Source organism: Hymenobacter lapidarius, from assembly GCF_001816145.1.
Lineage (GTDB): Bacteria > Bacteroidota > Bacteroidia > Cytophagales > Hymenobacteraceae > Hymenobacter > Hymenobacter lapidarius.
On the sequence record NZ_MDZB01000073.1, the window covers coordinates 43,867 to 69,384 of the forward strand.

A 25,518-nucleotide genomic window follows, 5' to 3' on the forward strand; every position below is an offset into this window, starting at 1 on the left:
AATCAGTATTGGGTATTCAATAATCGGAAAAAGAACGTCATGCTGAGCTTGCCGAAGCATCTCTACCGCGCAAGTAATCAATTACTATCACAACGAAGCAGCAGAGATGCTTCGGCTGCGCTCAGCATGACGTTCTTTCTTAATACGTCGACTTCACTTTGCCCACGCTGGCGATGCGCTCCTTGGCCTGCTTGATGGCAGCGGCCTGGGGGTGCGAGCCTTCTTCTTCGGCTTTCGCCAGCACCTGGAGGGTGAAATCGTAGATTTTTTCGGTTTGGGTGAGGGCGCCTTGGCGGCTGGTGCCCACTACTTCGGAGTACACGTTGATGAGGCCGCCGGCGTTGATGAGGAAGTCGGGGGCGTACACAATGCCGCGGCGCACCAGCTCGGGGCCGTGCTGGTTTTCAACTTCGAGCTGGTTGTTGGCGCAGCCGGCCACTACCTGGCACTTCAGGCGCGAAATGGTGTCGTCGTTGAGGGTAGCGCCCAGCGCACAAGGCGAGTAAATGTCCATCTGCTGGTCATAAATCTCGTCGAGGCCCACGGCGGTGGCACCGAAGCGGGCCGCGGCTTCGTGGGCCCGGTCTTCGTAGTAATCGGTCACGATGAGCTTGGCGCCCTCTTTCTGCAGGTGCTCAAGCAGGTAGGTGCCCACGTGGCCCACGCCCTGCACGCCAATGGTCTTGCCGGTCAGGCTTTCGGAGCCGAACGCCTTTTTGGCGGCGGCCTTCATGCCCATGTAGGTGCCGTAGGCCGTCACCGGCGAGGGGTCGCCGCTGCCGCCCATGCTCTCGGGCAGGCCCGCTACGTGCTTGGTTTCCATGCGGATGTACTCCATGTCCTTGGTGGTCATGTTCACGTCTTCGGCCGTGATGTACTTGCCGTTCAGGTTCTTCACGAAGCGACCAAACTTGCGCAGCAACGCTTCGGTCTTCAGCGTTTTCGCGTCGCCGATGATGACGGCCTTGCCACCGCCCAGGTTCAGGCCCGAAATAGCGGCCTTGTAGGTCATGCCGCGCGAGAGGCGCAGCACGTCGTTTAGGGCTTCCATGTCGGAGGCGTAGTGCCACATGCGGGTGCCGCCCAGGGCCGGGCCCAGCACGGTGTTGTGGATGCCGATGATGGCCTTCAGGCCCGTCTCGTGGTCGTGGCAAAACACGACTTGTTCGTGCTGGTGCTCGGCAATCTGGCCGAAAATGGCCTCGGGAGCCATGAGTTGAGTTTCAATCATGTGGGAAGGATTGAGCGTGGTGGGAATTTAGGTTGGGAAGAGTGTGGCGTAACTTTGTTGAATGGTACCGGAAGCCAAAGCTGCCGGTACCATTCAGGCCGCAAAAGTACCCCATTTTTCCCAGACCGGCCCCTTTCCCACCCAGCCCGTGCGCGCTCTCAACGCCGTTAACCCGTTCATCTTCCGCTACAAATGGCATTTTCTGGCTGGCGTGCTCTTCGTGGCGCTCAGTACTTTGCTGGCCATTTTTCCGGCGCAGCTGGTGCGCTACGCCTTCGATTTGGTGAACGAGGGCCTCGACCTTTACAACCTGTATGAGGGCACGGAGTCGCAGAGCGAGGTGTACCAGCTGTTTGGGCGCAACGTGCTGTTCTACGGCGTACTTATCATCGTGCTGGCGTTGCTGCGAGGCATTTTTCTGTTCTTCATGCGCCAGACGCTTATTGTGATGTCGCGGCACATTGAGAACGACCAGAAAAACCAGATTTACCAGCACTACCAGTCGCTGCCGCTCAGCTTCTACCGCCGCAACAGCACCGGCGACCTGATGTCGCGCATTTCCGAAGACGTGAGCCGCGTGCGTATGTACCTCGGGCCGGCCATTATGTACTTCCTGCAGCTGGTGCTGCTGTTCCTGCTCATCGTGCCGCTCATGCTCATGGTGAATGTAAAGCTGACGCTCTACACGCTGCTGCCGCTGCCCATTCTGTCAGTCAGCATCTTCTATATCAATAACTTAATTGAACGGAAATCCGACGAAATTCAGAAGGCCCTGTCCGGCATGACCACCTTCGTGCAGGAGGCTTTTTCCGGTATTCGGGTACTGAAATCTTTTGTGCGCGAAGCCGACTCGCACGAGCAGTTTTCCCGGGCGAGCAACGATTACAAGGAGAAGTCGCTGAGCTTGAACTTCGTCAACTCACTGTTTTTTCCGCTGATTCTGTTCCTCGTTGGTCTGAGCACGCTCATCACGGTGTGGGTGGGCGGGCAGGAAGTTATCCGGGGCACCATCACCACGGGCACTATTGCGGAGTTCCTGATTTACGTGAACCTGCTCACCTGGCCCGTTACGGCCCTGGGCTGGACGTCGTCGCTGGTGCAGCGGGCCGAGGCGTCGCAAGTGCGCATCAACGAGTTTCTGGACCAGAAAACCGACATTGTTTCGCGGCAGAACGTGGAGCGGGAGCTGGTGGGTGACATCGTTTTCGAGCACGTGTCCTTCACTTATCCCGATACCGGCATTCAGGCCCTGCGCGACGTGAGCTTTCGGGTGCGGCCGGGCCAAACGCTGGCCGTTATCGGCAACACGGGTTCGGGCAAGAGCACCATTGCCGCCCTGCTCTGCCGGCTGTACGACGTGACGGCGGGTAGCATTAAAATAGACGACACCGACCTGCGCGACTACTCGCTGCGGGCCCTGCGTGGCCAGACTGGCTATGTGCCGCAGGACGTGTTCCTCTTCTCCGACTCCATTCGCAACAACATCAACTTCGGCCTCGACCAGCCCGACGAGGCCCGGATGCTGCAAGCTGCCAAAGACGCCGACGTGTACGAAAACATCCTAGCGTTTCCCGAAGGCTTCGACACCAAAGTGGGGGAGCGGGGCATCACGCTCTCGGGCGGGCAGAAGCAACGCGTGAGCATGGCCCGCGCCTTGGTCAAGGAGCCAAAAATCCTGATTCTGGACGATTCACTCTCCGCCGTGGACACCAAAACCGAGAACGCCATCCTGGGCAGCCTGCAGCGCATCATGGCCAAGCGCACCAGTCTCATCATCTCGCACCGGGTGAGTTCAGTGAAGCTGGCCGATGAAATCCTGGTGCTCGACGACGGCGTGATTGTGCAGCACGGCACCCACGAAGCCCTGATGGCCGACGCCACCGGCCTGTACCGGGCCCTCTACGAGCGGCAGTTGCAAACCGAGGAAGCGTAGCCGCGGTGAACCGGGGGGGCTGCTTGCCTAACCAGCCGCCCCACACCCGTTGAATCTCAAACTCACCATTACATAGAATGAGCCAACGGATTGCCCACGTTACCCTGCTCGTCCGGAACTACGACGAAGCCATTGCCTTCTATACCAACGTCCTGGGGTTTGCTCTCGCCGAGGACGTAGACTTGGGCGAGGGCAAGCGCTGGGTGGTGGTAGCGCCACCCGGCCCCAGCGGCTGCGGCCTGCTGCTGGCCGAAGCCACTACTGACGAGGAAAAGCGCGGCGTAGGCCAGCAGGGCGCCGGCCGCGTGTGGCTGTTCCTGCACACCGACGACTTCTGGCGCGACTACCCCGTGCTGCAGGCCCGCGGCCTGCGCTTCCCGGAAACGCCCCGTAGCGAAGTTTACGGCCACGTTGCGGTATTTGAGGACCTGTACGGCAACAAGTGGGACCTGCTGGAGCCGCTGGGCTAGTCGCTGGGAATTCGTTATCAGTTGCTTGTTGCTAGTTGTTGGAAAAAAACATTGATCAGCCTACTAATAGCTGACAACCAATAACTAGCAACTTTAAAAACCCAGAGGGGCCATTCTGCACAGCAGAATGGCCCCTCTGGGTTACTGGGCAAGCAAGGCGCTACTGCCCGATTCTAACCTGACGCATGCCGGTTTTTTCGTACGCCGTGCAGCGCACGATGTAGGAGCCGGGAGGCAGCTGGGAAACATTGAGTACGGTAGCTGCTTGGCCATTCATCATGGTGCGGGTGAGGACGGGGCGGCCGCTCCCATCGGTTACTTCAATGCGGGTAGGGCCCGGGTTATCGGTTTTCACGGTGAGGCGGCCGGCGGCGGCTTCAGCTTTCACCTTGATGGCGTTGGGGTTAGCCGCCGGTGTTTCGGGGGCGGGCGCAATGCGCGTGCTGGAGGCCAGGGCCGTGGTAGCGGCTGGCGCGGCAGCCGCTACCACGGGCGCATTCACTACTCCGGTAGGCAAAATGGCTTCCTGGCCCGATTCGGGAACTGCGGGTGCGGTGGCGGCCGGCGCGGGCGTGACCACGGGAGCAGCCTGGGCATGAGCGGCCACGGGTGCGAGTGCACAGGCCAGTATTAGTAGTAATAAATGCTTCATAATGGAGATACGAATTGATGAGGTTATAATTGCTAGCGTAAAGCTAATAAATTCTGCAGCTTGCCCGCCCCGGCGGCGGTGCAAGGTGCGTGCCAGACCGTAAAAACAGCGTCGTTGGGAAAATTTTATTTGGCGTTGGCTTGCACTCAGTTCAAAAAAGCGCTTACCTTTGTTGCACCAATACCAAAGATACCAAACGGGGTGTAGCGTAGCCTGGTATCGCGCCAGCATGGGGTGCTGGAGGTCGTAGGTTCGAATCCTGCCACTCCGACGGAAGAGCAACAGCTCTCAAAGCCTCCGAACTTCCGAGTTCGGAGGCTTTTTTTCGGCCGTAACTAATATTGGTAATCAGAAACGGGCTGCCCCATCGGCCTGCTTTCGGGGTGTAGCGCAGCCCGGTAGCGCGCGTCGTTCGGGACGACGAGGCCGTAGGTTCGAATCCTGCCACCCCGACATTCAGTTGATAACACAAAAGCCCGCTGAACGCATGTTCAGCGGGCTTTTGGTTTCATAGCTCAGAAAGTAGTAGCTGGTAGCGCAAGTAAAGTTACACCGGCGCTGCCAACAAGTCGTTGGTTGTCAGTTGTGATTATGCCGGCAGCCCCTTTTACCAACGACCCCCAAATGCCTTTGCCGGGGGCAGAACGTTGAATAACCGCTTCGACGAAAGCTCCTGTTTGAACCCGCCACCAGCTGGTTGCCATTTTTATCTTTTTCTTAAAAACGTTCGGCTATTTCACGCCTATCCACACCTCCGACGCGTCATCGGTACCGAAGCGTTCCAGGTAGAAGTCGCCACGCGAGCTGAGCTTGCGCTTTTCCAGGTACTCGAGCGCGGCGGGGTACAGCTTGTTGGGCGATAGCAAGTAGCTCACACCCGTGAGCCGGGCCGCCACCACGCGTTGGCCGGCCGGCACCACGCGGTAGCGAAAGCCGGCCGGCAACGCCTGACTGGTGTCGGGCAGAGCCAGACCGATGAAGGCGGTGACGGTGTCTTTGGCGGTTTCCGGGTCGTTGAGGTACAAATTGGCCAAGTCGCCGTGCAGGCTGGCCTGAGCATCTTTGGCCTGCCGGAATAGCTCGCCAAAGCCCGCGCCCGTGACGGCCCCCTGGAAAGGCTGCCCGGCCAGGTACACCGGCGCGGTAATGGTTTCGAGGGTAACGACAGGCTCGCGGTTGCCCCCCAGGTACACGTAGACGCCAGCGGCAGCCACTGTTAACAAAATGATAGCAAGAAAGAGGTAACGCATGGGTAATTGAGTAAATGGGTACATTGCAGCAAGCTTGCTGAGACTTCAGCAGGCTACTTTCCAAACCACAAATTTATCTGTCAGCTGATGAAGTGCTACCACATATTACTACCGCTGCTGGTGCTACTCAGCCACAGCGGGGTTGCCCAAACCGGGCCGGCGGCATCGGAGTGGGTGCCGCGCCGGTGGACGGTGGGCATCCAAGCGGCGTACTACCCCCGCATGGCAATGGTTGATGCGGCTGATGCGCCGAGTGGCTACAACTACGCGCGACCCTGGCCCGGGCTGCCTTCCGTGGCATACCAAACGCGGCGAGCGGGCGCGGTTGAAATCGGGCTGCTCCTGCGCACGATGCCCCAGCATACCACCGTCACCATTGACAGCGACGGCACTGCCGTTACCCAACGGCAGTCCTCCACGTGGGCCGTGCCAGTAGTATACCGCGGCCACCTAGATGAGAAACGCAGACGTTGGCGGACTGATTTAGTAGTTGGGTTTATGCCCGTGTCCAGCTATTACAAGGAAGAAATAACTCGAACCGATGTCGCCACCGGGAGAACATATTTATCTGGAAACCAGCAGAAAGAGTATCATGATTTCTTAATCTTAGGGGGCCTTGGGGGCGCTTATGCGCTCACCCCTCACGTTAGCCTCACGGCGGATGCCCGCCTGGCTTTTTCGGCGGCGGGCTACATTTCCGAACAGTTATTGCCGAATGGCCAAAACGGTATTTCGGCCCTGGCCCCCGCGCTGAGCGCGGGCCTGAGCTACCATTTTGGGCCAACCCTACGTTGAGGACGGCAATTCTTCATTCTTCATTCCTAATTCTTCATTAACAACGACGTACTGCATGCGGTAGAGCTGGGCGTAGTAGCCGCCCTCCAGGCGCAGCAGCTCCTCGTGGGTGCCGGTTTCTTTGATTTCGCCCTTGTCAAGGACGATGATTTTGTCGGCTTTCTGGATGGTGCTCAGGCGGTGGGCGATGACGAGCGAGGTGCGGCCCTGCATGAGTTTTTCGATGGCCACCTGAATAAGCTCCTCGGTTTCGGAATCGACGGAGGACGTGGCCTCGTCGAGCACGATGACGCGGGGCTGGTACACCATGGCGCGGACAAACGAGATGAGCTGGCGCTGGCCCACGGAAAGCGTGGCGCCGCGCTCCATTACGGGGTAGTGCAGGGCGCCGGGGAGGCGCTCGATAAAGCGGCGGGCGCCCACTAGGTCGGCGGCTTCCCAGATTTGGGCGTCGGTGATGGTTTTATTGCCCAGGGTGATGTTGTCGCGGATGCTGCCGGCGAAGAGAAACACGTCCTGCAGCACCACCCCGATTTGCCGGCGCAGCAGGCTGAGGTCGTACTCGCGCAGGTCGCGGCCGTCGACGCAGATGCTGCCCTCCTGGATGTCGTAGAAGCGGCTGAGCAGGTTGATAATGCTGGTTTTGCCCGCGCCCGTGGCCCCCACAAAGGCAATGGTTTGGCCCGTCTTCACGTGGAAGCTGATGTTCTTGAGCACCCAATCGGGCTCGTTGTAGGCAAACCGGACGTTTTTAAACTCCACATCGCCCTGGATATCAACCGGCGCGTAGGTGCCGGTGGTGGCCATCAGGTCCTTGTTGTCGAGGAGCTTGAGCAGGCGCTCAGTGCTCACCAGGCCCAGCTGCAGGGTGTTGAACCGGTCGGCAATCTGGCGGATGGGCCGGAAAAACAGAGCGTTGTACATGATAAACGCAATGAGCGCGCCCTTGGAAATGGTGCCCTCAATCTGGCCCTGGGCCGCGTACCACACCAGCAGGCCCACGCCCACGGCGCCCAGCACCTCGGCCACCGGAAAGTAGATGCTGTAGTAAAGCACCGAGCGAATGTGGGCATCGGTGTGCTCTTTGTTGATGGCTTCGAACTTGCGAAACTCCCGCTCTTCGTTATTAAAAATCTGCACCACGTTCATGCCCGTGAGGTGCTCCTGCACGAAGGAGTTGAGCTTGGCCACGGCGTTGCGCACGTCCTGAAACGAGCCTTTGATTTTCTCCTTGAACACGTAGGTAGAGAACAGCAGCGGCGGAATCACCGACAAGCTGATGAGCGTGAGGCGCCAATCGATGTAAAACATGAAGCCCATGATGAAGAGCAGCTGCAGAATGTCGCCGACCATGGCCGCGAGGCCTTCGCTGAATACATCGGACAGGGTCTCGACATCGGAAATGCTGCGCGTGGTGAGCACGCCAATGGGGGTGCGGTCGAAGAAACTGAGCTTGAGCTTGAGCAGGTGCTGGTAGAGGTCGGTGCGGATGTCGCGCACGATGTACTGGCCCAGCCAGCCGCCGTAATACGTCTGTAGGTAGCTCACGCCGGCGTGCCCCACCAGCAGCACCAGCAGCAGCAGAAACATGGTATTCAGCCCGGTCACGTCGCCCTGCTCGATGCTCACATCGACCATGCGCTGGATGAGAAACGGCCGCAGCGTGCCCAGCACGGCCGTGGCCACGGTCAGAAAAATGAGGCCGATGAACACGCGCCGGTACGGCCGCACGTAGGCCAGCAAGCGGCGCAGCACGGCCCAATCGAATACCTGCCCGGTTTTGGTGTCGGAAGTAGTGGAAGTCATAAGTCGGGCAAAGGTCGGGACTGTGGCGTTAGCGGGCTCCGTAAAGGCTGCGCGCTGCAGAGCCTTTGCCCTTGCCGGCGGAAGGCCCCTGACCGGTACCGCAACCCTGCCACGGAAGGAAGGTTATGCCGCCGGGCCCGGCCCGCCGCTCGCTACCATTCCCAGGCCAGCCCAAACGTGTACTGGCTGCCGGAGTACACGTTGCGCAAGGTGCCGAAGCCGACGGCCCAGTCGGCCGTGGCCGAAAGATTTTTGGTGACGGCGACGCTCGTGCCCAGTGCGGCCGTGGAATACGCCACGCCTTCGCCCAGGCCAATGGCCGCAAATTGGCCGGGGTCGGGAGCCCGCACGCTGGCCAAGGTGCGGACGGTAGCCGTCAGCCAGGCTTTCTGAAAGAACTGGTAGCCGGCCTGGGCCCCGTAACTGTATTGGTCGGTGAAGCCGCCCGTGCGCTTGTTGTAGCCGGCGCTCAGCGTGAAAAAGGCCGGCAGCTTGCCCAGCGTGTGCGAAAGCGCGGCGCGGGTCCACACGTTCCACTCGCCGTCGCCGGTAGGCAGGCGCAACACAATGCTGGGGTCGGTGCGGTCGCGGCCAAACACGTTGGGGTTGCCCAGCGGCGCTTCCACGGCCACGCCCACGGCCAGCGGCCACTTGCCGGTGAGCACGCCGTAGCGCAGCCCGATTTCGGGGTCGCCCACGCCCTGGCCGGGCGTGAGGGTGGGAAAGGACGCCCGCCGGAACACCGGGAAGTTGAGCGTGGCCTCCAGCCGGTCGCTCAGGCCGTACTCGCCGTACACGCTGTAGACCTGCTGCCGGAAGCGGGCCGTTTCCACGGTGCGCCGGCCAGCGGGTGGTAGCGGGTGGTGCTCACGGTGGTCAGGCCCACTTTCACGTAGCCTTTCTGGTAGTGCCGCGTCCAGCCGCCACCGGCCAGGGCCGGGGCCGGGGCCAGCAGCATCCCCAGCAGCGCGCCGGCCGTCCCAAGCGCTGCGCGGGAGCGCACGGATAAAGCAGGTATCATCTCCTTACTGTATCCGGGCCGCGCCAAAATTGTACATGGCCGGGTCGCAGTGAATGATAATGTGCGTGAACCCTGCTGCGCTGCCCACAATGGCCAGCGCCTGCGCCCCGTCCCTGGTGATGGTGCCTACGCGCACCACGTTGGTAGGGTCGGCGGCCCGTTGCACCCGCACCAGCCCGTCGGATTTAGCCAGGTACACGCCCAGCGAGCCGGTGTGGAAATCGGTGCGGAAATCGGCTTCAAAGCGCACGTATTCCACGTTGGCGGCGTCGCGTACCAGCGTCACGGTGCCGCTGCTGGGCACGCCGCCCTGGGACTGCATCGCGCCGCGGCGCAACTCCACGTCGGCCACCGGCTTGGCGGTCTCGGCCACCGGGGCTGGGTCGGTGGCTTGTTTGTTGCAGCCGCTGATGGCCAGCGAAAAAGCCAGCAGCGCCGAAGCGGATAAGGGATATGAGGTACGCATAGAACAAGCTGAAAAAGTGAAAAAATGAGATGTAACGCGCGCCGGCCCTGGTGGCTCGGCAACCGGGGCTGTGGTTTAATGAAGCGCAACGCCGCTGAGAGGCAGGCTGGCCGCGCCCACCACGTGGCGCGACGCCCGTTCCTGCACCAGCACCACGGCCCGCAGGTTTTCGGGTTTCCAGCCCGCACCCAGGACGAGCGGTACGGTGGCGGCAAAGGTGCCATCGGCCGCTACCGTACCCAGAGTGCGCAGGGAGCGCACCACGGCGCTGTGGCGCAACAAACGCCCCGAATTCTCGCCCGCGCCCACCTTGCTCGACAGGCCGGTTTCGGTGAGGGCCAGCTGCACGGTGCTGGCCGGGGTGCCAGTGGGCAGGCTGTGTACCTGCACGGTGAGCGCGCCATCGGTGGCGCGGGCTAGTGCAACGGCGGCGCGGGGCGCCAGGGCGGCCTTGGCCACAGCGGCGGCCAGGGCCGCGCGCTGGCTGCCCACCAGCTCGTAGCGGCCGTTTACTACTGCCTGGGGCGTGTAGCTGCCCGTGCCGAAGCCCTGGGCGTACCAGCGCTGGCGCTCAGTGAACTGGGCCGAGGAAAAGGCATCTTTCCAGCCCAGGCGGTTCCAGTAGTCTACGTGCTGGCCCAGGGCGATAATTTCCACGCCGGGCACCGACTGCTCCGTTCCCATCTCCCTCAGCGCCGCATCGGCGGCCGGGCACGAGGAGCATCCCTCGGAGGTGAACAGCTCCACCACCACGGGCACGGGCTGCGCGGCTGCGTGGGACCGCAACGGCTGTAGACCGGGGCGGGAACTCATCGCGAAGGTGGCGCCCGCAGCGGTCAAAAGCAGGAGCGGCGCCCAAGTAAACCGTTTCATGGGCAAGTGGGAAAGGGGGTGTCATAACGCAGCGGCAGCGGTGCCACTGGGGGATGGACGCGGCTCTGCGCCAGACCTTACACTCCGCCCCTGTTTTTTGGGGGCATCCGGGTGGCCCGGTGGCCCGTAGGTTGATGCGCCGGTGCGGTCTCGCGCCCAAGGGGTAACAACTACCGGCAGGAATGGGCGCATTCTTGGCGAAGCAAACAAGCTCCGCCGCCTGAAGTATTCCCCATTTTCGAACCTAACTTGCTGCCATGCTCATGGATGCTGCTGATACGGTCCTGCCCCCGACCCCCGCGCCCGAGCCGCGGCAGTGGGTGTACTGCTTCGGCGACGAGCTGTACCGCTTTGCCCTGAGCCGGGTGCCGAACGCCGGGACCGCCGAGGAGCTGGTGCAGGAAACCTTCGTAAGCGCCCTCGGGGCGCTCCACTCATTTCGGGGGCAGGCGTCGGAGCGCACGTGGCTGTTTACCATTCTCAAGCGCAAAATAATTGACCACTACCGCCGGCAAGCCCGCTCGCCGTTTGTATCCTTGGCGCCTATCGCCGACCAGGAGGTGCCGGAGGCCCGGTTTTTTCATGCTCACGACGGGCATTGGCGCGAAGAGCAGTACCCCACGGCCTGGGAAATGGGCGGCGACGAGGGCCGCGGCGATGTGCTGCTGGAGCAGCAGGAACTGCACGCCATCCTGCGCAGCTGCCAGCAACGCCTGCCGCCCCAGCAGCTGGCCGTGTTCGTGCTGCGCTTTGTAGAGGAGCTGCCGGCCGAAGACATCTGTCAGGAATTGCGCATCACCGCGTCCAACTATTGGGTCATCGTGCACCGGGCCAAGCTGCAGCTACGCCGCTGCCTCGAAAAAAACTGGTTTCAGGACCCCGCCGCCGCCAAATTAACCAAATGAGCACTTCCGTCTTACCCCTTAACTGCCAGCAGGCTACCCTGCTCCTTGAGCGCCGCGCCGACGAGCCGCTGCCCGCCTCCACCCGCGCCCGGCTGCGCACCCATTTGGAGCTGTGCCCGCTCTGCCAGCGCTACGAGGTGCAGAGCCGCCTGCTGGCACAGCAGGCGCGGCCTGCCGCTGAGGGCCAGGTGCCGGCCGCTGCGCAACTGCCGGCCGCTGCCCGCCGCCGCTTGCAGCGGTTGGTTGAGGCCCACGACGCTGGCTCCGGCCGCCAGCCATAAGGCCAGTCCACAGCTCGGATGCGGTTGTCTGCTTGCAGCCAGCGGGCTGGCTTAGCAGCTGCTGAGTGCTCCGGCAAGCCTGTTGAGCAGCGCGGTACATCTTTAAGGCCGCGTATTTTCACTGCCCTACTCGTATGTCTAGTTTTTTCTGGCGCTCCTTGGTTGTATTTATCCTGCTGCTGGCCACCAGCTCTGCTCAGGCCCAAACCATCAACGTGGACGCCGCGACGCGCTACTGGGAAATAACCGACGGGCTCCGGTAAAACCGGCCTCTTACCGACCAGATGTGGCAGGAGTTTCTGGAAATTCCCGGCAACAAAATATACGTCCGGGGCATCTATTCGGCGGCTGATTTGGTGCGCTACCGCAAAGCCATCGAAGTGGTGTACATGCCGCGCCACGACTCGCTGCTACAAGCCAAGCTGAAGCATAAGGTGTGGTACTACGTCATGGTAAACGACTACAAGGGGGGCGAGCCCGAGTACCGCAGCTACGTGGCCAGCCTCACCAAAAACAGCGTGGCCGTGGACCTGATGTACCAATACGCCTACCCGCAGCTGCCCCCGGCAAGGCGCACCAAAGTCGCCAAACTCAACCTCTACTACGCGGCTGTGGGCAACGATGCCACTTCGCAGGAAGCAGGCATCTTCTACAGCCTGCGCGCCGTGCTCGATGCCAACGAGGTGAAACGCGGGCTAATGGAGGGCCACGAGATGTACCACCAGCTGCAGCCCGGCCGTGACTTCGGGCCCATTGCGGCCGACGACGAGGGCCTGCTGCAAATCATGCTCAGCATGCAGAACGCAGGCATTTCCGACCAGATTGACAAGCCCCTGACCCTGGCCCAGCCCGACGACTCGCGCGACATCCGCGAGTGGGCGCTGACTCCGGCTCCCACGTTCATTCACCGCATGGACTCCGCCATTCAGGCGCGGGCGCGGGGCGGGGCCGTCGCCACCGGCCGCTGGCACCGCCAGCTCTCCGATGGCTCCAACGGCCACATGCCGGGCTTTTTTATGTCGAGCGCCATTGCACGCAACGGCTATAATAAGTCGATGCTGGCCCAGTCCGACAACCCTTTCGCCTTCGTGCTGCTTTACCAAAAAGCGGCGAAGAAGGGCAAAACTCCACTGTCCCGCTTTTCCAACGCCACCATCCACTACCTGAAGGAGTTGGAGCGCAAGTACATTCGGCCCCAACCCGTCAATTGAATCAGGGAGCGGTTATCAGTGAACAGTTAGTAGTGAGCAGCCAAATGATTAATGGCTAACTGTTCCACTGGCACCACGCCATCCTCGTACTCCACCTGGCTCAGAAACAGGCCCTGCGCCGGGGCCGCGCCGCCGGCATCTACGCGCCGCTGCGCCCAGAGCAGCTGCTGGAACTGGCGCGGCGTGAGCTTGCCCCGGCCCACGTCGAGCAGGGTGCCCACCACCAGCCGCACCATGCCCCGCACAAAGCGGTTGGCCCGGATGCGGAACACCCAGCCGCCCGGTGCCGCATGCCAGCCAGCCGCCGTGCAGTAGCACACATAGTGGTTTTCGCCGCCTTTCACCTTCGAGAAGGTGGTGAAATCAAACTGCCCCACCAGGTAGCCAGCCGCCTCGTTCATGGCCGCCACGTCGAGCGGGCGGTCTACGTACAGGGCTTGGTCGCGGCGGAAGGGGTTGGGCTGGGTCACCACGAAGTACTCGTAGTTGCGTTCCTCAGCCGAGAACCGGGCGTGGGCATTCGCAGCCACGGGGTGCAGGCGCAAGGCCCCGATGTCCGTAGGCAGGGCGCGGCGCAGGCGGTAGAGCAGCACCTCCAGCGTCAGGCCCTCGGGCAGCTCGGCGTCGAAATGCGCCACCTGGTGGCTGGCGTGCACGCCCGTATCGGTGCGGCCGCTGCCCAAGCAGTGTATGTGCTGGCGCAGCACCTGGCTCAGGCAGCGGTCCACCTCGGCCTGCACGGTGAGGGTGTTGGGCTGCACCTGCCAGCCGTGGTAGCGCGTGCCGTCGTAGGCGAGGTGAAGGAAGTAGCGCATAAGTTAATGGGGAATGAAGAATGAGGAATGAGGAATTACGCGAGGCACAATTCTTCATTCTTTATTGTTCATTAAGCGCAGCGTCACAGCTTCTCGTAAATCACGGCCACGCCCTGGCCCACGCCCACGCACATCACGGCCAGGCCGTAGCGCACGCCCTCGCGGCGCTGCATCTCGTGCAGCAGCGTGGCCGTGATGCGGGCGCCCGAGCTGCCCAGCGGGTGGCCCATGGCAATGGAGCCGCCGTTCACGTTCACCTTGGCCATGTCCAGGCCCAACTCCCGTACGCAGGCAATGCTCTGCGCCGCAAAGGCTTCGTTCAGCTCAATCAGGTCCATGTCGGCCAGGGTGAGGCCGGCCCGCTGCAGCGCTTTGTGCGTGGCTGAAATCGGGCCCAGGCCCATCACCGACGGGTCGACGCCGACCACGGCCGAGGCCACCACGCGCGCCATGGGCTTGAGGTGGTAGCGGCTCAGGGCGTCTTCGCTCACCAGCAGCACGGCGGCGGCGCCGTCGTTGATGCCGGCGGAGTTGCCCGCCGTCACGGTGCCGCCTTCGGGCTGGAAGGCGGGCTTGAGGGTGGCCAGCTTTTCCAGCGAGGAGAAGCGCGGCTGCTCGTCGGTGTCAAACAGGGCCGTGTCGCCCTTGGGCCGGGGAATGAACACGGGCACGATTTCCTTGCGGAAGCGGCCTTTTTCCAACGCCCGGGCGTATTTGCGCTGGCTCTCAAAAGCAAAGAAGTCCTGCTCCTCGCGGGTTACTTGGTACTGCTTGGCCACGTTCTCGGCCGTTCGGCCCATGGCAAACGGGTAGTGCAGCTTGGTGAGGCGCGGGTTGATGAAGCGCCAGCCCAGCGTGGTGTCGTGGGCCGTGAGCTCGCGGCCAAAAGCCGACTCCGACTTGGCCATGACGAACGGGGCGCGGGTCATGCTCTCGGCACCGCCGGCCAGGTACACGTCGCCCTCGCCGCACTTAATGGCGCGGGCGGCGTCCATGATGCTCTGCAGGCCGGAGGCGCACAGGCGGTTCACGGTGGTGCCGGGCACCGTAATGGGCAGGCCGGCCAGCAGCGCCGCCATGCGGGCCACGTTGCGGTTGTCTTCGCCGGCTTGGTTGGCAGCGCCTATAATGACGTCTTCTACGGCGTTTTTATCGAGGGAAGGGTTGCGGCGCAGGAGCTCGCGAAGCACGTGCGCGGCCAGGTCATCGGGCCGGACGCTGCTGAGCGCACCAGCAAATTTTCCAATCGGGGTACGCACCGCGTCCACGACATAAGCAGTTGGCATTCGAAATAGCAATAGCGGCGCAAGCGCCGGATGGGACTAAATTTGTGGCCCCGGCACAAACCCGTGGGCAATTTTCACTACCTGCAAAGATGATACAAAGAATCCAAAGCGTGTTTTTACTGTTGCTGGCGCTGGCCATGCTCAGCGTGTTAGCGTTGCCCCTGTGGCACAAAGTAGACGGCCTCACGGGTCAGGAACTCACCCTCACTGCCTTCGGTTTCCAGGCGGGCGGGAAGCCGCTGCCACTGCCCACCGGCCCGGCCTGGCTCATTGGCGTGCTGGCCGCGGCCTCGGCGGCGGTAGCGGTTTTTGAGATTTTCCAGTTCCGCAGCCGCAGCAAGCAGCTGCTGCTGGGCACGGTCAACGTGCTGCTCATCACGGCCACGCTGGGGGCGGCGTTCTACTTCTCCAACCAGGGCGAGCAGCAACTCAACATCAAGCTGGAAGGCCAGTTCCTGGCCGGCTTCTACCTGCCCACGCTGGCCCTGCTGCTCAACCTGCTGGCCAATCGCTTCATCCGCCGCGACGAGCAGCTGGTGCGCAGCGCCGACCGCCTGCGGTAGGCACCCTAATTGACACAAAAAAGCCGTTGTGAACGTCACAGCGCTTTTTTGTGTCGAATCCACTATGCAGCGGTCTGACCGGGAAAACGACTGCTGCTGCACGACTGGCTAGCGTCGTTGCTGGCTGCTCACAGCCTGCTGCACTTCCTGCACGCTGGCATCAAAGTCGAAGGAATCATACACGCGGTAGAAATTTTGCGGGTCGGCCACGCGGGAGTAGGCAAATTTGGCCAGCTCCACTCGGGACGACTCAAAGCTCAGGCTGCGCAGCAGGCGCTTCAAATCATCGGCCTGAATGCTGCTTTGGCTCAGGGCATCCTTGGCGATGCCCAGCTTGCTGGCATCGGAGGTGCGCTGCTGGAGCGTTTGCATTAGGGCGTCCACGTCCTGCGGGAGCAGGGTGCGGTAGCTGCCCCCGGTGGAGTTCGGGTAGTAGCCCGGGTCGTCCGGGCCGTCCGGGTTGTCGTTGTCGTAGCCGTTGTTCTGGTTGCTGCTGTAGGGGTAGTTAGTGCCTGGGCTGGCCTGGCCGTAGGGCGTGGGGCGGTTGTATTGCCCCTGGCCGTAGGCCTGGTTGTAGCCGTTGCGGTAGCCGCCGCCTCGGCCGTACAATGCCACGGCGCTTACCTGCCGTAAACTGAGGGGGCGGCCAGGACGGGCAATGAGCACAAACGTGGTTTCGAGGCCGGGCTCCAGCCACACGCGGCTGCGGAAGCGCACGGCCCCGCCGCGAGCAGTAGGCACCGTGAAATCGGCCCAATGGGCGCCGGGCGCCAGCCGGTCCACGTGCACCTGCCGGGCCACGCCCCGGGTCAGGGGCTGGCCGTCGAGCACCAACCCAAACGGCACGCCTTGCTCCGAAGCGAAGTTAACGTTGGCTGGTGGCGCCGGATGAGCCAGGGCGGGAACGATGGTGGCAACTAAGCCAGCCAGGGCAAGAAGTAAGGCCTTTTTCATGGCGCTCGAAGAAAAAACCAGTCGCAAAGCCAACTGGTATTTTGCCATTTTCAAAAGCTATGCCACGTTTTAGGGCCGCGTCGGCTGCGTGAAACTTCGAAAACGCACAAAGCCCCCACCACCGAGGTCGTGAGGGATTTGCGCAGAGCAGTTGCGCTGGCTACTTGGCCACGCGCGTCACCTTAAACTCGGTGCGGCGGTTGCGCTGGTATTCTTCCTCCGACTTGGGTGCGGCCACAATCGGGCGGCTTTCGCCGTAGCCGCGGGCCGTGATGCGGGCTTTGTCAATGCCCTTGCTCACAATGTAGTCCACGGCGGCCTGGGCCCGCTGCTGCGAGAGCTTCTGGTTGTAGGCGTCCTTGCCGCGCTGGTCGGTGTGCGAGCTCAGCTCGATGGAGATTTTGGGGTTGTCCACCAGCGTTTGCACCAGCGTGTCGAGGCGGATGGCGGCATCGGGGCGGATGTTGAACTTGTCGTAGTCGTAGAAAATGTCTTTGACCTCAATGGCCCGGGCCAGAATGATTTTGTTCAGCGTCAGCGTTACCGGCAGCCGAATGTCGTTCATCGAGTTGGGCAGCTGGTCCTGGCTGGGCTTGCGGCCCACGGTGCTCAGGGAGGTGCGGGCCGCAAAGTCGCCGGGCCGCTCGGCCAGCACGGTGTAGCTCGTTACCGAATCCAGCTTTGAGATGAACTTGCCATCCGGACCGCTGGTAAAGGTCTGGCGCTGGCCGGTGTTGCTGATGAGCGTGACCTGGGCCCCGGCAATGGGCAGCGTGGTTTTGGCCTTGTCGTCGCGCTCCAGCACCGTGCCGTCCACGTAGAATGTGACCAGCTTCGGCGCTTTTTTCTTGAACGTGTAGAGGTCGTCGGAGCCCTTGCCACCTTCACGGTTCGAGCTGAAGAGGCCCATGTCGGCCCCCATGGGCACCGGGGCAAAGTCGTCGGCAATGGTGTTCACGTCGGCGCCCAAGTTCACGGCCTGGCCGCCCTGCATCATAAACAGGTCGAGCTTGCCCACGCCGGGCCGCCCGTCCGAGGCGAAGTACAGCGTGCCATCGGCGGCTACGCCGGGAAAGTTGTCGTTGCCGGCCGTGTTGATGGTTTCGCCCAGGTTTTCGGCCGGCGAGAAGCGGCCATTGGGTCCCAGCGTGGCCTTATACAGGTCGTTGCCGCCTTGCCCGCCCTTGCGGCTTGAAGCGAAGTACAGCGTGGTGCCGTCGGGGGCAAAGGCCGGCGAGAAGTCATCGGCGGTCCGGTCGTTGATGTTGGCCAGCACGGGTTCGTCCCAGGCCCCGTTGCGGAAATACGAAATCCAAAGGTCGACGCTCAGGTAGCCTTTCTTGCTGCCGTCGTTCGAGCGGGCAAACACCATGGTTTTGCCGTCGGGGGTGTAGGTGGCGCTGGCCTCGTGCTTGTTCTCGGAGTTGAAGGGGCCTTCCAGCTTGCGGGCGGTGCCGCCGCTCATGGTCGCCGCGTTGTCGAACTTGATGGCGTACAGGTCGTTGAAGTTCTCGCCGTTGCCCAGGTACTTTTTGCCCTCGCGGCCGGAGGTAAATACCAGGTCGCCGGTGCTGGTCAGCAGGGTGCCGCCAAAGTCCGAAGCCGGGGAGTTCAACGCATCCACCGGCAGCACGTCGTATTTGTTCTTGATGGCCGCTATGGCCTTGCTCTCCGTGGCATTCTTGGCGTCGCTTTCGGCGCGGGCGGCCAGGTTGCGGTTGCCGCCGCTGGTGGCGTAGGTCGTGAACTGCGCGGCGGCTTCATCATATTTGCCGTTGGCGCGCAGGGCCTCGGCGTAGCGGTAGCCGGCGTCGGCGTTTTTCACGTTGCCATCCAGCGCCGCTTTGTAAAACGACTCGGCCTGCTCCACGCGGTTGGAAAGGCGGTAGGCCTCGCCGATGCGGAAGTTTGAAATCGCCACGTTTTTGCCTTTGGCCGCATCCGCTTTATACAAGGGAATGGCCAATTCGTACTGGCCGCGCGCAAACTGCTTGTCGCCTTTGCTCATGCTGCCCGTGGTGGCGCAACCGCCAAGCAAGACAGTAGAGCCAGCCGCGACACAGACGAATAGTAGGTTCCTCATGAATTGAAAAGTAGGAAAGGGACGGGTACCGGAGAGCATTCCCGGCAGGGCAATTTTTAGGATAGCAATAATACTACGTAGCCGTAGGATTTACGAAGCAGCAGGCGCTAGGCGGGCTGCTGGCTTTTTTCCTCCTGCCCAAAGTAGCGCGCCAGCCAGGTTTCGCCCGCCGGGCGTGGCCAGGTGGTATCCAGCTCACCCTTAGTGGCTAACGTATTGTCAAAGTAGAAGGTATCGGGGGCCAGGGTTCCTTCGGCCACGGCTGCTTTGAGTTCATTGCGCTTCATCAGATGTACCACGCCGCCTTGCAGAAATGCCATTCGGGACTTGTCCAACAGCTCCACGCCGAGCAGTTGTTCCAGCTGCGCCACAAACCGCACCGAGGCATCAATGGAACAGCCGCTGGCACCGGCCACGCCCTCATCAAGCCCTACCACCAGAAACTGCTGATGCAGAAACTCCGCTGAGGCGTGGAGGGTGTTGCCGTGGCTGGTCCACTCTTCGGCAAAGCGGGCCAGGGCGGGCAGTGCGCCCATTATTTCCGGGCTGGTGAGCGGTCGGCTGGCCTGGTATATCCACACCCGGGCGCTGGGTGGCAGCTGGTCGAAGGAAACGTACATATGTCTGAACCGCGGATTTATCGGATTGGTCGGATTTTGTGGATGTCCGGTGCGGTCCACTCTCGCAGGCAAGGTGCCGGACTCAACAACGTACTTGGTTCAACAAAAATGCTGCATAAAAATTGCGCCGCCGCGCTACCAACTGGCAGCACGGCGGCGCAGGGTCGCCCACAAAATCCGAATAATCCGGGCAATCCGACCAATCCGCGGTTCAGACTAGGCGTTGATGCCTTCGGCCGAAGCCACTAGCTCGGCCAGGTCGAAGACCTGGACTTTGCTTTCCTGCTCCTTATTTTTCACGCCGTCGCTCATCATCGTCATGCAGAACGGGCAGCTCACCGCGATGATGCTGCCCTGCAGGTCGTGGGCACTGGGCGTGCTGGTTTCCGTTTCCACGCCGCCCAGGTTAGCCAAGGCTTCGGCCTTACCGGCCAGCGTGGCCAGGGCTTCCTCGGTGCGCTCGATGTTGATTTCCTTCTTGCCCGGCTCGGCTTCTTTCCACATCTGGGCACCGCCGGCGCCGCAGCAGAGGCCGTTGGCGCGGCTGCGCTTCATCTCCACCAAGTCGGCGTCGAGGGCAGCCAGCACGTCGCGCGGGGCTTCGTAGATGTTGTTGGCGCGGCCCAGGTAGCAGCTGTCGTGGAAGGTGATGCGGCGGCCTTTGAAGCTCTCGCCCCCGGTCACGCCCACCTTGCCCTCGTTGATAAGCTGCTGCAGGTAGGTGCTGTGGTGAATTACCTCATAGTCGCCGCCCAGCGCCGGGTACTCGTTCTTAATGGTGTTGAAGCAGTGCGGGCAGGCCGTCACGATTTTCTTGATGCCGTAGCCGTTCAGGGTCGTGATGTTGGTCATGGCCTGCATCTGAAACAGAAACTCGTTGCCGGCGCGCTTGGCGGGGTCGCCGGTGCAGCTTTCTTCCAGGCCCAGCACGGCGTACTTGGTGCCCACGTGCTCCAGTATGCGCACAAAGGCGCGGGTCACGCGCTTGTACCGGTCATCGAAAGCGCCGGCGCAGCCCACCCAAAACAGGATTTCGGGCGCCTCGTTGCGGGCCGCCAAATCGGCCATAACGGGAACATTGATTTGCTTTTTAGCGGGAGTTTCTGGGGTCATAACAAGATAAATAGAACGTCATGCTGAGTTTGCCGAAGCATCTCTACCGCAGTAGCAATCAATGCTGACCCAACGAAGCGGTAGAGATGCTTCGGCAAGCTCAGCATGACGTTATTTTAGAAAGAAAATACTTACGCTACTACCGCAGCTGTCTGCTTCTCAGTCGCATACAAGTCATCAGCCCAGTTGAACCGGTCCGACGGCGAGAAGGCCCACGGTGCGCCGTTGTTCTCAATGTTGGAGAACATCACATTCAGCGAGTTCGGTGCGGCTGATTCTTCCAGCACCAGGAAGCGGCGCATTTCGATGATGCTTTCCAGCGGGTTGATGTTCACGGGGCAGCTTTCGACGCAGGCGTTGCAGGTGGTGCAGGCCCACAGCTCCTCGGGGGTCACTTTGCCGCGCAGCAGCGTGGCATTGGCCAGGTCGGTGATGGGCTCGTGCTTGGCCTCCGCGCCGTACACGTTGGGGCGGAAGATGAGCGGCGAATTGTACTTCTCCTCCATCCGGTCGCGCGTGTCCATGATGATTTTGCGCGGCGAGAGCAGCTTGCCCGTGAGGTTGGCCGGGCACACCGAGGTGCAGCGGCCGCACTCGGTGCAGGAGTAAGCGGCCATCAGGTTGGTCCAGGGCAAGTCGTCCACGTCCTTGGCCCCGAAGGGCGTGGGGGCCAGGGCCGAGCCATCGGGCGCGGTAGGGGCGGGCGGCACCACGAAGCTCGGGTCCATCATGGCCTTCACCTCGTGGGTGATGCTCTCCACGTTCGAAAACTGCCCCTGTGGCACCAGGCGCGAGTACCACACGCCCGGAAACGCCATGATGATGTGGAAGTGCTTCGAGCTGGGCAGGTAGTTGAGGAACAAGAAGATGCCGATGATGTGCAGCCACCAGCCGAGGCGTTCCAGCACCTCCAGCGTGGCCACATTGGTAGGCAGCAGGCCCACCAGCAAGTTGCTGATAGGGAAGGTGCCGGGCAGGTCCTGGCCTTCCATCTGGTGCAGCTTCAGGTCGGCGGTGTTCATGAAAAACAGGGCCACCATCAGCACTACTTCGACGTAGAGAATGATGTTGGCGTCCATTTTGGGCCACAGGCGCAGTTCGGGACCAGTGAAGCGCTTGAGGGGCGGGTTGCTGTTGCGGCGCCACCAGAAGGCTACCACGGCCACAATCACCAGCGCGGCCAGAATTTCGTTGGTGGCCATCAGCACATCGTACACCGGTCCAAGAAACTTGAGGGCCCGGTGGAAGCCGAAAATGCTGCCAAACAGGCCGTCAATGACAATCTCAATCACCTCGATGTTGATGACCAGAAAGCCCACGTACACCACCAGATGTAATAGGGCGGGCGTCATGCGCTTGAACATTTTCTGCTGCCCAAAGGCAACCAACAGGGTTTTCTGGAAGCGTTCGGCGGCGTTGCCGCTCATGTCGCGGTCACGCCCGACGAGGATGTTGGCCCGGATTTTCCGGACCTGCCACGCGAAAAAGCCAAAAGCCGCTACCAGGAGCAGTAGAAAGAGGATGGATTGCAACATGGCGTAAAGGTAAGGAGGTGGGAACGTTTGCGGCTGCAATATACTCGGCATGCCGAACAATTTTTGAACAGAATGAATGCCGTCGATACTTTTTTTACTTAACTCCTTGCGTCATTGTTTTGGTTTCGTACCTTTGCGGTCCCCAAAGCGGCTTTCTGCTACGGGGAAACGGCAACATAGCTCAGTTGGTAGAGCACAGCACTGAAAATGCTGGTGTCGTTGGTTCGATTCCAACTGTTGCCACAGAAAACCCCATTTCTATATCAGAAATGGGGTTTTTGCTTTTAGGTCGGATAGAATACCGCACAGTTGGGGTCGATTGAATCTTTAAAGGCGGCCCTGCAACGCATTTTTGCTGTGTTGACTTTACTTTCGTGATGTCGGAGGGGATTAGTTGCCAAACTCTTTTCGGTATTTAGGGTCGAACTCGTTTCGGGGCCGGCCTTTTTTGTGATGGGCGGCCAATTTAGAGGCAGGGTGGGGCGAAGGCGGCTTGAGCTATACTCGAGCTACGTTTCGGGCGCAGAGGTAGCGCGGGGTCCGGTTTTTGCGAACCCGTATCGTAAGAATTCCACAAGTAGGACACGAGCCGCGCAGCGCAGGGTCCACAATCATGACGGCGTCGGCCTCGGCGTCGGTGATGCTTTCAAATACAGCGCGGGCATTCGAAATGCTCAACTCGTTTCGCGGTTGCGTCTTTAGGTCGGGATAAGGCAAGGCCAACTCGTGATTGAGTAGTGCCAGCGGCTTGGTTGTGCCGCCGCATTGTTCGCGACAAGCGCCAAGTCGGGTGTTGTTAAACAAATAGGGTAGAACCTCCAAATCGCATCTACGCAGGTTTGTTCAGAGGTTGCCAGGTCGCAATCAAGTCCATGTCAAACGGGGGCTTCGGACGGCAGGGGCAGGTGCAGCCGCTGCTGGAGTCGCTGGCCGAACTGGCGCTGGTGCGGGTAGATGCGGAGCATAATACTTACGCAGCGTGACAAATCAGGCCGGAGGCGAACAAGGCAAACGCAACTGAGCAAGCCGATAATTTGGCCGGCTTTTTTTGGTTATTCGGGTAGGTGACTGGAGCGAGTGCTGAAGGAGGATAAAAGGTGTCAACTCCTGGTGGGGTGGTGGCGACCCGTCTGCCAGCAGTAAAAAAGCAGCGGGGCCTTGACCGACACCCCTGCCGGCTTCGTTATTGCCAGAAACCACCAACCAGCCCATGCTTCCCAAAGACCTCACCCGCGACCTGAAAAGCCGTTTGAACATGCTGGCCGGCCAGTTGCACGGCATCGGCAAAATGCTGGACGCGGAAACCATCGAGCCCGACCAGGTGCTGGTCCAGTTCAAGGCCGTGACCAACGGGCTGAGCAGCGCCGAGCACCTGCTGCTGGACGAGGTGTTTCGCAAGGGCCTGGCGCTGCAAATTGTGGACGTGGTGGGCGCCTGCCCCGGTGACTGCCAGGACGCGGGCCGCATTGAGGAGCTGCGCCGGGCGTTTCCGAGCCTGACCGAGGGCGAGCTGACGCAGAAAATGCGCGAACTGCGCGAGATTGGCGGCCGGCTGGAGCAGCACAACGCGGACCGGGAGAAAAAAGACGCCGGAAAAGCTTGACCGACACCCGGGGGGCGTACCGAGCTTTGTCTTACTGTTTTATTAACCCCTTCCTATGAAACGCATCATCGAAGTATTTACCGCCGGCTGCCCCTTGTGCAGCCCCGTAGTGGAGCTGGTGAGAAGCACGGCTTGCAGCAGCTGCGACATCATTACCCACAACCTGACCGAGACCGAAGCGGGCAACCCCGCTCTGCGCCGGGCCCGGTTGTTGGGGGTGCAAACCTTGCCGGCCGTGGCCGTGAACGGCACGCTCCTGGCGTGCTGCCAGGGCGGCGGCATCACCAGAGAAGCGCTGGAAGCGGCGGGTATCGGCCAGGCGGCGTAACACGCATGCTACCCCGCAGGGCACGGCCTGCGTTTGTTCATTTGCCCGGCTGCCGTGCTGGCGGGCGACCCTTAAACCCCTTGTAAGATGAAACAGAAAGTGTTGTTGTTGAGCAGCGCCGTCCTGCTGGCCGGTGGTGCATTGTTTGGCTTTACCAGCCCCGCCAAAACGGCCGACTGCCCCCTGAAGGGCACGCCGGAGTGCCCGTTGGTGAAGAACTGCCCCGACAAGGGCACGGCGGCCTGTACGTTGGCCGGGGTGCCCGCCTGCTGCGCCAGGAAATAAGCCGCGGGAGTAAGACCAAAAGGCCGGCTTCTGGAAGCAGGAGCTGGCCTTTTTTGCGGACTAGTTCTGCCTCCGAGGGCTATTTCATGGCAATGGTCACCGTCGTGGGCCCGTTAACCTTGAACATACAGTCCTCGAAGGTGGGGGCTTGCAGCGCGGGTGGCCGACTTGGGACAAGGCAAAGGGCTCGATGGGAATGCCAATCAGGTTGCGGTCGACCAGGTCGTTCTCGTTTAGGTCCTGGGTGGCGGCAATGGGTTCGGCGGCGGGAGCGGGCGGCGGGGCTGGCGCTGGTGCGTCACGTACCGGAGATGGACGCGTACACGATGTAGCGCAAAGATGCTACCCGACCTGCGCTAGCCAGGTCGTGGCTTCGGCTTCGGTTTCGAAGCGGCGGAAATGCATGGTCGCGGTGTTGGCCTGCTGCACAATCTGGCCCATGGCGAGGCGGGTGAAAACATTGTGGGACATCACAACGGCGCCGTATAGCCCGGCCGGATGCTGGGCGGCGGTGTCGCGCCAGTGGCCCACTAGCCAGTCAATTTCCTCGGGGGTGAAGGGTGCCAGCTGGCGTTGGTCGGTCAGGAAGCGGTACCAGCGGTTGCGCTCCAACACGTTGCGCAGGTGGCTGAGCAGGCCCTGCAGCTCAGACAGGGTGCGCTTGCCATCATTGTACTGGAAAAGGGCGTAGCCGTCGGGGTGCTCGTAGAGGCGGCCGACAGCATTTTCGAAATACAGCCGGGGAGTAGCAGGGGCCATTAACGAGTGGAAAGTAACGGGGCGCGCACGCGCGGGGGAGGGTAGATTGTCGGGTCCAATATAGCTCCTATACGATAGCCTTTGAGCCAAATGCTATCAATTTACGTGCTCCAGCACATCCTTTATGTTGTGGTTGAAGTACCGTAGCGCGGCTTACAGGACATGAGGCCGTCTCCAGGGGTAGCATGGCGGGTGGTATGGGCAGGCCTGCGGCAGGCTAGCAGGCTGCTGATGTCTCAGAGGGCTATTTCATGGCAATGGTCACCGTCGTAGGCCCGTTAACCTTGAACATACAGTCCTCGAAGGTGGGGACTTTAAAGCGTGGGTGGCCGACCTGGGACAAGGCAAAGGGCTCGGTGGGAATACCAATCACGTTGCGGTCAACCAGGTCGTTCTCGTTCAGGTCCTGGGTGACGGCAATGGCCCAATCGCCGGGCGGCAGCTGAATGGGGTACACCACCTTGGTACTGCCCCCGGGCTTGATGTGCTTAAGCAGGGTGTACTGGTTACGGACCAGGAAATTGGCTTTCACATTGTAGAAGTAGAGCTTTAGAGTAGCCTGAGCGGAAGGCAGCTTAGTCACTACCACTGTCACAGTTGTGGTGGCCGCCGGAGGTGCCGGGGTACTGACGGGCAACAGGTTGGCGGCAACAAGCCAGGCAAACAAGAACAAGGTCATA

Annotated in this window: 29 protein-coding genes and 3 tRNA genes; 14 read left to right on the plus strand and 18 right to left on the minus strand. The window is 61.4% G+C overall.

Annotated elements, in window-relative coordinates; translation table 11 throughout:
* Positions 1-139: 139 nt before the first annotated feature.
* Positions 140-1,231 carry a Glu/Leu/Phe/Val dehydrogenase dimerization domain-containing protein gene (locus BEN47_RS04180; RefSeq protein ID WP_070725423.1) on the minus strand — a complete coding sequence of 364 codons (1,092 nt, stop codon included), beginning with the start codon at positions 1,229-1,231 and terminating at the stop codon, positions 140-142.
* 148 nt (positions 1,232-1,379) lie between these two features.
* Between BEN47_RS04180 and BEN47_RS04185 the strand changes: the two genes are divergently transcribed.
* Positions 1,380-3,164, plus strand: coding sequence for an ABC transporter ATP-binding protein (locus tag BEN47_RS04185; RefSeq protein ID WP_070725486.1), 1,785 nt, complete (start codon positions 1,380-1,382; stop codon positions 3,162-3,164).
* A 77-nt stretch (positions 3,165-3,241) separates the two neighbouring features.
* Entirely contained in the window at positions 3,242-3,634 is a 393-nt protein-coding gene (locus BEN47_RS04190; RefSeq protein ID WP_070725425.1) for a VOC family protein, read from the plus strand.
* Between the two features lie 160 nt (positions 3,635-3,794).
* On the opposite strand, the gene BEN47_RS20785 is transcribed toward BEN47_RS04190, so the two are convergent.
* Positions 3,795-4,286, minus strand: a complete 492-nt coding sequence (locus tag BEN47_RS20785; RefSeq protein WP_158010839.1) for a T9SS type A sorting domain-containing protein — start codon at positions 4,284-4,286, stop codon at positions 3,795-3,797.
* A gap of 197 nt (positions 4,287-4,483) precedes the next feature.
* Here BEN47_RS20785 and BEN47_RS04200 point away from each other — a divergent pair.
* Positions 4,484-4,557: transfer RNA gene (locus tag BEN47_RS04200), tRNA-Pro, on the plus strand.
* 108 nt (positions 4,558-4,665) lie between these two features.
* Positions 4,666-4,739, plus strand: a tRNA-Pro gene (locus BEN47_RS04205).
* 278 nt (positions 4,740-5,017) lie between these two features.
* On the opposite strand, the gene BEN47_RS04210 is transcribed toward BEN47_RS04205, so the two are convergent.
* A complete protein-coding gene (locus BEN47_RS04210; RefSeq protein WP_125921491.1) occupies positions 5,018-5,536 on the minus strand; it encodes a GyrI-like domain-containing protein in 519 nt (172 codons plus the stop codon).
* A gap of 87 nt (positions 5,537-5,623) precedes the next feature.
* On the opposite strand from BEN47_RS04210, the gene BEN47_RS04215 reads away from it, so the two are divergent.
* A complete protein-coding gene (locus tag BEN47_RS04215; RefSeq protein ID WP_070725431.1) occupies positions 5,624-6,331 on the plus strand; it encodes a hypothetical protein in 708 nt (235 codons plus the stop codon).
* Here the strand turns inward: BEN47_RS04215 and BEN47_RS04220 are convergent.
* The 5 genes from BEN47_RS04220 to BEN47_RS04240 all read right to left on the minus strand — a co-directional run bounded on the left by BEN47_RS04220 (position 6,323) and on the right by BEN47_RS04240 (position 10,497).
* Positions 6,323-8,137, minus strand: coding sequence for an ABC transporter ATP-binding protein (locus tag BEN47_RS04220; RefSeq protein WP_070725433.1), 1,815 nt, complete (start codon positions 8,135-8,137; stop codon positions 6,323-6,325). The genes BEN47_RS04215 and BEN47_RS04220 overlap by 9 nt on opposite strands.
* 152 nt (positions 8,138-8,289) lie before the next feature.
* The gene (locus BEN47_RS04225; protein WP_125921492.1) at positions 8,290-8,970 is read right to left on the minus strand and encodes a hypothetical protein; all 681 of its coding nucleotides are present in this window, start codon (positions 8,968-8,970) and stop codon (positions 8,290-8,292) included.
* Positions 8,913-9,140 carry a hypothetical protein gene (locus tag BEN47_RS04230; protein WP_070725437.1) on the minus strand — a complete coding sequence of 76 codons (228 nt, stop codon included), beginning with the start codon at positions 9,138-9,140 and terminating at the stop codon, positions 8,913-8,915. Before BEN47_RS04230 ends, BEN47_RS04225 begins: the two co-directional genes overlap by 58 nt.
* A 22-nt stretch (positions 9,141-9,162) precedes the next feature.
* Entirely contained in the window at positions 9,163-9,624 is a 462-nt protein-coding gene (locus BEN47_RS04235; protein WP_070725439.1) for a DM13 domain-containing protein, read from the minus strand.
* 75 nt (positions 9,625-9,699) lie between these two features.
* The gene (locus tag BEN47_RS04240) at positions 9,700-10,497 is read right to left on the minus strand and encodes a DUF1223 domain-containing protein (protein WP_083322101.1); all 798 of its coding nucleotides are present in this window, start codon (positions 10,495-10,497) and stop codon (positions 9,700-9,702) included.
* A gap of 263 nt (positions 10,498-10,760) precedes the next feature.
* Here BEN47_RS04240 and BEN47_RS04245 point away from each other — a divergent pair, with 263 nt between their 5' ends.
* The 4 genes from BEN47_RS04245 (at position 10,761) to BEN47_RS04255 (ending at position 12,894) form a co-directional block, all read left to right on the plus strand.
* Entirely contained in the window at positions 10,761-11,402 is a 642-nt protein-coding gene (locus BEN47_RS04245) for a sigma-70 family RNA polymerase sigma factor (protein ID WP_070725488.1), read from the plus strand.
* On the plus strand, positions 11,399-11,683 hold the full coding sequence (locus BEN47_RS04250; protein ID WP_070725443.1) for a zf-HC2 domain-containing protein: 285 nt from the start codon (positions 11,399-11,401) through the stop codon (positions 11,681-11,683). The genes BEN47_RS04245 and BEN47_RS04250 overlap by 4 nt, the downstream gene beginning before the upstream one ends.
* 134 nt (positions 11,684-11,817) lie before the next feature.
* Positions 11,818-11,946 (plus strand): hypothetical protein, encoded by a 129-nt coding sequence (locus tag BEN47_RS22415; RefSeq protein ID WP_262490375.1) that lies wholly within the window; start codon positions 11,818-11,820, stop codon positions 11,944-11,946.
* 21 nt (positions 11,947-11,967) lie between these two features.
* Positions 11,968-12,894, plus strand: a complete 927-nt coding sequence (locus BEN47_RS04255; protein WP_070725445.1) for a DUF5700 domain-containing putative Zn-dependent protease — start codon at positions 11,968-11,970, stop codon at positions 12,892-12,894.
* Positions 12,895-12,920: 26 nt separating this feature from the next.
* On the opposite strand, the gene truA is transcribed toward BEN47_RS04255, so the two are convergent.
* Together truA and BEN47_RS04265 are read right to left on the minus strand one after the other, a co-directional pair.
* Positions 12,921-13,709: a tRNA pseudouridine(38-40) synthase TruA gene (gene truA, locus BEN47_RS04260; protein ID WP_070725446.1), complete on the minus strand. Its 789-nt coding sequence runs from the start codon at positions 13,707-13,709 to the stop codon at positions 12,921-12,923.
* Between the two features lie 83 nt (positions 13,710-13,792).
* Complete coding sequence (locus BEN47_RS04265) at positions 13,793-14,995, minus strand: thiolase family protein (protein WP_070725448.1); 1,203 nt, start codon at positions 14,993-14,995, stop codon at positions 13,793-13,795.
* Between the two features lie 89 nt (positions 14,996-15,084).
* On the opposite strand from BEN47_RS04265, the gene BEN47_RS04270 reads away from it, so the two are divergent.
* A complete protein-coding gene (locus BEN47_RS04270; RefSeq protein ID WP_070725450.1) occupies positions 15,085-15,558 on the plus strand; it encodes a DUF4293 domain-containing protein in 474 nt (157 codons plus the stop codon).
* A gap of 108 nt (positions 15,559-15,666) precedes the next feature.
* Here the strand turns inward: BEN47_RS04270 and BEN47_RS04275 are convergent, their stop codons facing one another.
* The 5 genes from BEN47_RS04275 to BEN47_RS04295 all read right to left on the minus strand — a co-directional run bounded on the left by BEN47_RS04275 (position 15,667) and on the right by BEN47_RS04295 (position 21,863).
* Positions 15,667-16,512 carry a proline and serine-rich protein 1 family protein gene (locus BEN47_RS04275; protein ID WP_158010841.1) on the minus strand — a complete coding sequence of 282 codons (846 nt, stop codon included), beginning with the start codon at positions 16,510-16,512 and terminating at the stop codon, positions 15,667-15,669.
* 160 nt (positions 16,513-16,672) lie between these two features.
* Positions 16,673-18,595, minus strand: coding sequence for a CHU_0125 family OmpA-like outer membrane integrity protein (locus BEN47_RS22595; protein ID WP_083322103.1), 1,923 nt, complete (start codon positions 18,593-18,595; stop codon positions 16,673-16,675).
* A 107-nt stretch (positions 18,596-18,702) separates the two neighbouring features.
* Positions 18,703-19,215 (minus strand): hypothetical protein, encoded by a 513-nt coding sequence (locus tag BEN47_RS04285; RefSeq protein ID WP_070725455.1) that lies wholly within the window; start codon positions 19,213-19,215, stop codon positions 18,703-18,705.
* Positions 19,216-19,431: 216 nt separating this feature from the next.
* Positions 19,432-20,283, minus strand: a complete 852-nt coding sequence (locus tag BEN47_RS04290) for a (Fe-S)-binding protein (RefSeq protein WP_070725490.1) — start codon at positions 20,281-20,283, stop codon at positions 19,432-19,434.
* A 176-nt stretch (positions 20,284-20,459) separates the two neighbouring features.
* Entirely contained in the window at positions 20,460-21,863 is a 1,404-nt protein-coding gene (locus BEN47_RS04295) for a 4Fe-4S dicluster domain-containing protein (RefSeq protein WP_070725456.1), read from the minus strand.
* Positions 21,864-22,033: 170 nt separating this feature from the next.
* On the opposite strand from BEN47_RS04295, the gene BEN47_RS04300 reads away from it, so the two are divergent.
* The 4 genes from BEN47_RS04300 to BEN47_RS04315 all read left to right on the plus strand — a co-directional run bounded on the left by BEN47_RS04300 (position 22,034) and on the right by BEN47_RS04315 (position 24,079).
* Positions 22,034-22,106, plus strand: a tRNA-Phe gene (locus tag BEN47_RS04300).
* Between the two features lie 967 nt (positions 22,107-23,073).
* On the plus strand, positions 23,074-23,466 hold the full coding sequence (locus BEN47_RS04305; RefSeq protein WP_070725492.1) for a metal-sensing transcriptional repressor: 393 nt from the start codon (positions 23,074-23,076) through the stop codon (positions 23,464-23,466).
* A gap of 55 nt (positions 23,467-23,521) precedes the next feature.
* Entirely contained in the window at positions 23,522-23,794 is a 273-nt protein-coding gene (locus tag BEN47_RS04310) for a hypothetical protein (protein WP_070725458.1), read from the plus strand.
* A gap of 87 nt (positions 23,795-23,881) precedes the next feature.
* Positions 23,882-24,079: a hypothetical protein gene (locus BEN47_RS04315; RefSeq protein ID WP_070725460.1), complete on the plus strand. Its 198-nt coding sequence runs from the start codon at positions 23,882-23,884 to the stop codon at positions 24,077-24,079.
* 96 nt (positions 24,080-24,175) lie between these two features.
* On the opposite strand, the gene BEN47_RS22810 is transcribed toward BEN47_RS04315, so the two are convergent.
* The 3 genes from BEN47_RS22810 to BEN47_RS04325 all read right to left on the minus strand — a co-directional run bounded on the left by BEN47_RS22810 (position 24,176) and on the right by BEN47_RS04325 (position 25,517).
* Complete coding sequence (locus BEN47_RS22810; RefSeq protein WP_125921495.1) at positions 24,176-24,334, minus strand: DUF2141 domain-containing protein; 159 nt, start codon at positions 24,332-24,334, stop codon at positions 24,176-24,178.
* Between the two features lie 87 nt (positions 24,335-24,421).
* Positions 24,422-24,838, minus strand: a complete 417-nt coding sequence (locus BEN47_RS04320; RefSeq protein WP_070725462.1) for a hypothetical protein — start codon at positions 24,836-24,838, stop codon at positions 24,422-24,424.
* A 244-nt stretch (positions 24,839-25,082) separates the two neighbouring features.
* Positions 25,083-25,517, minus strand: a complete 435-nt coding sequence (locus BEN47_RS04325) for a DUF2141 domain-containing protein (protein ID WP_070725464.1) — start codon at positions 25,515-25,517, stop codon at positions 25,083-25,085.
* Position 25,518 lies beyond the last annotated feature (1 nt).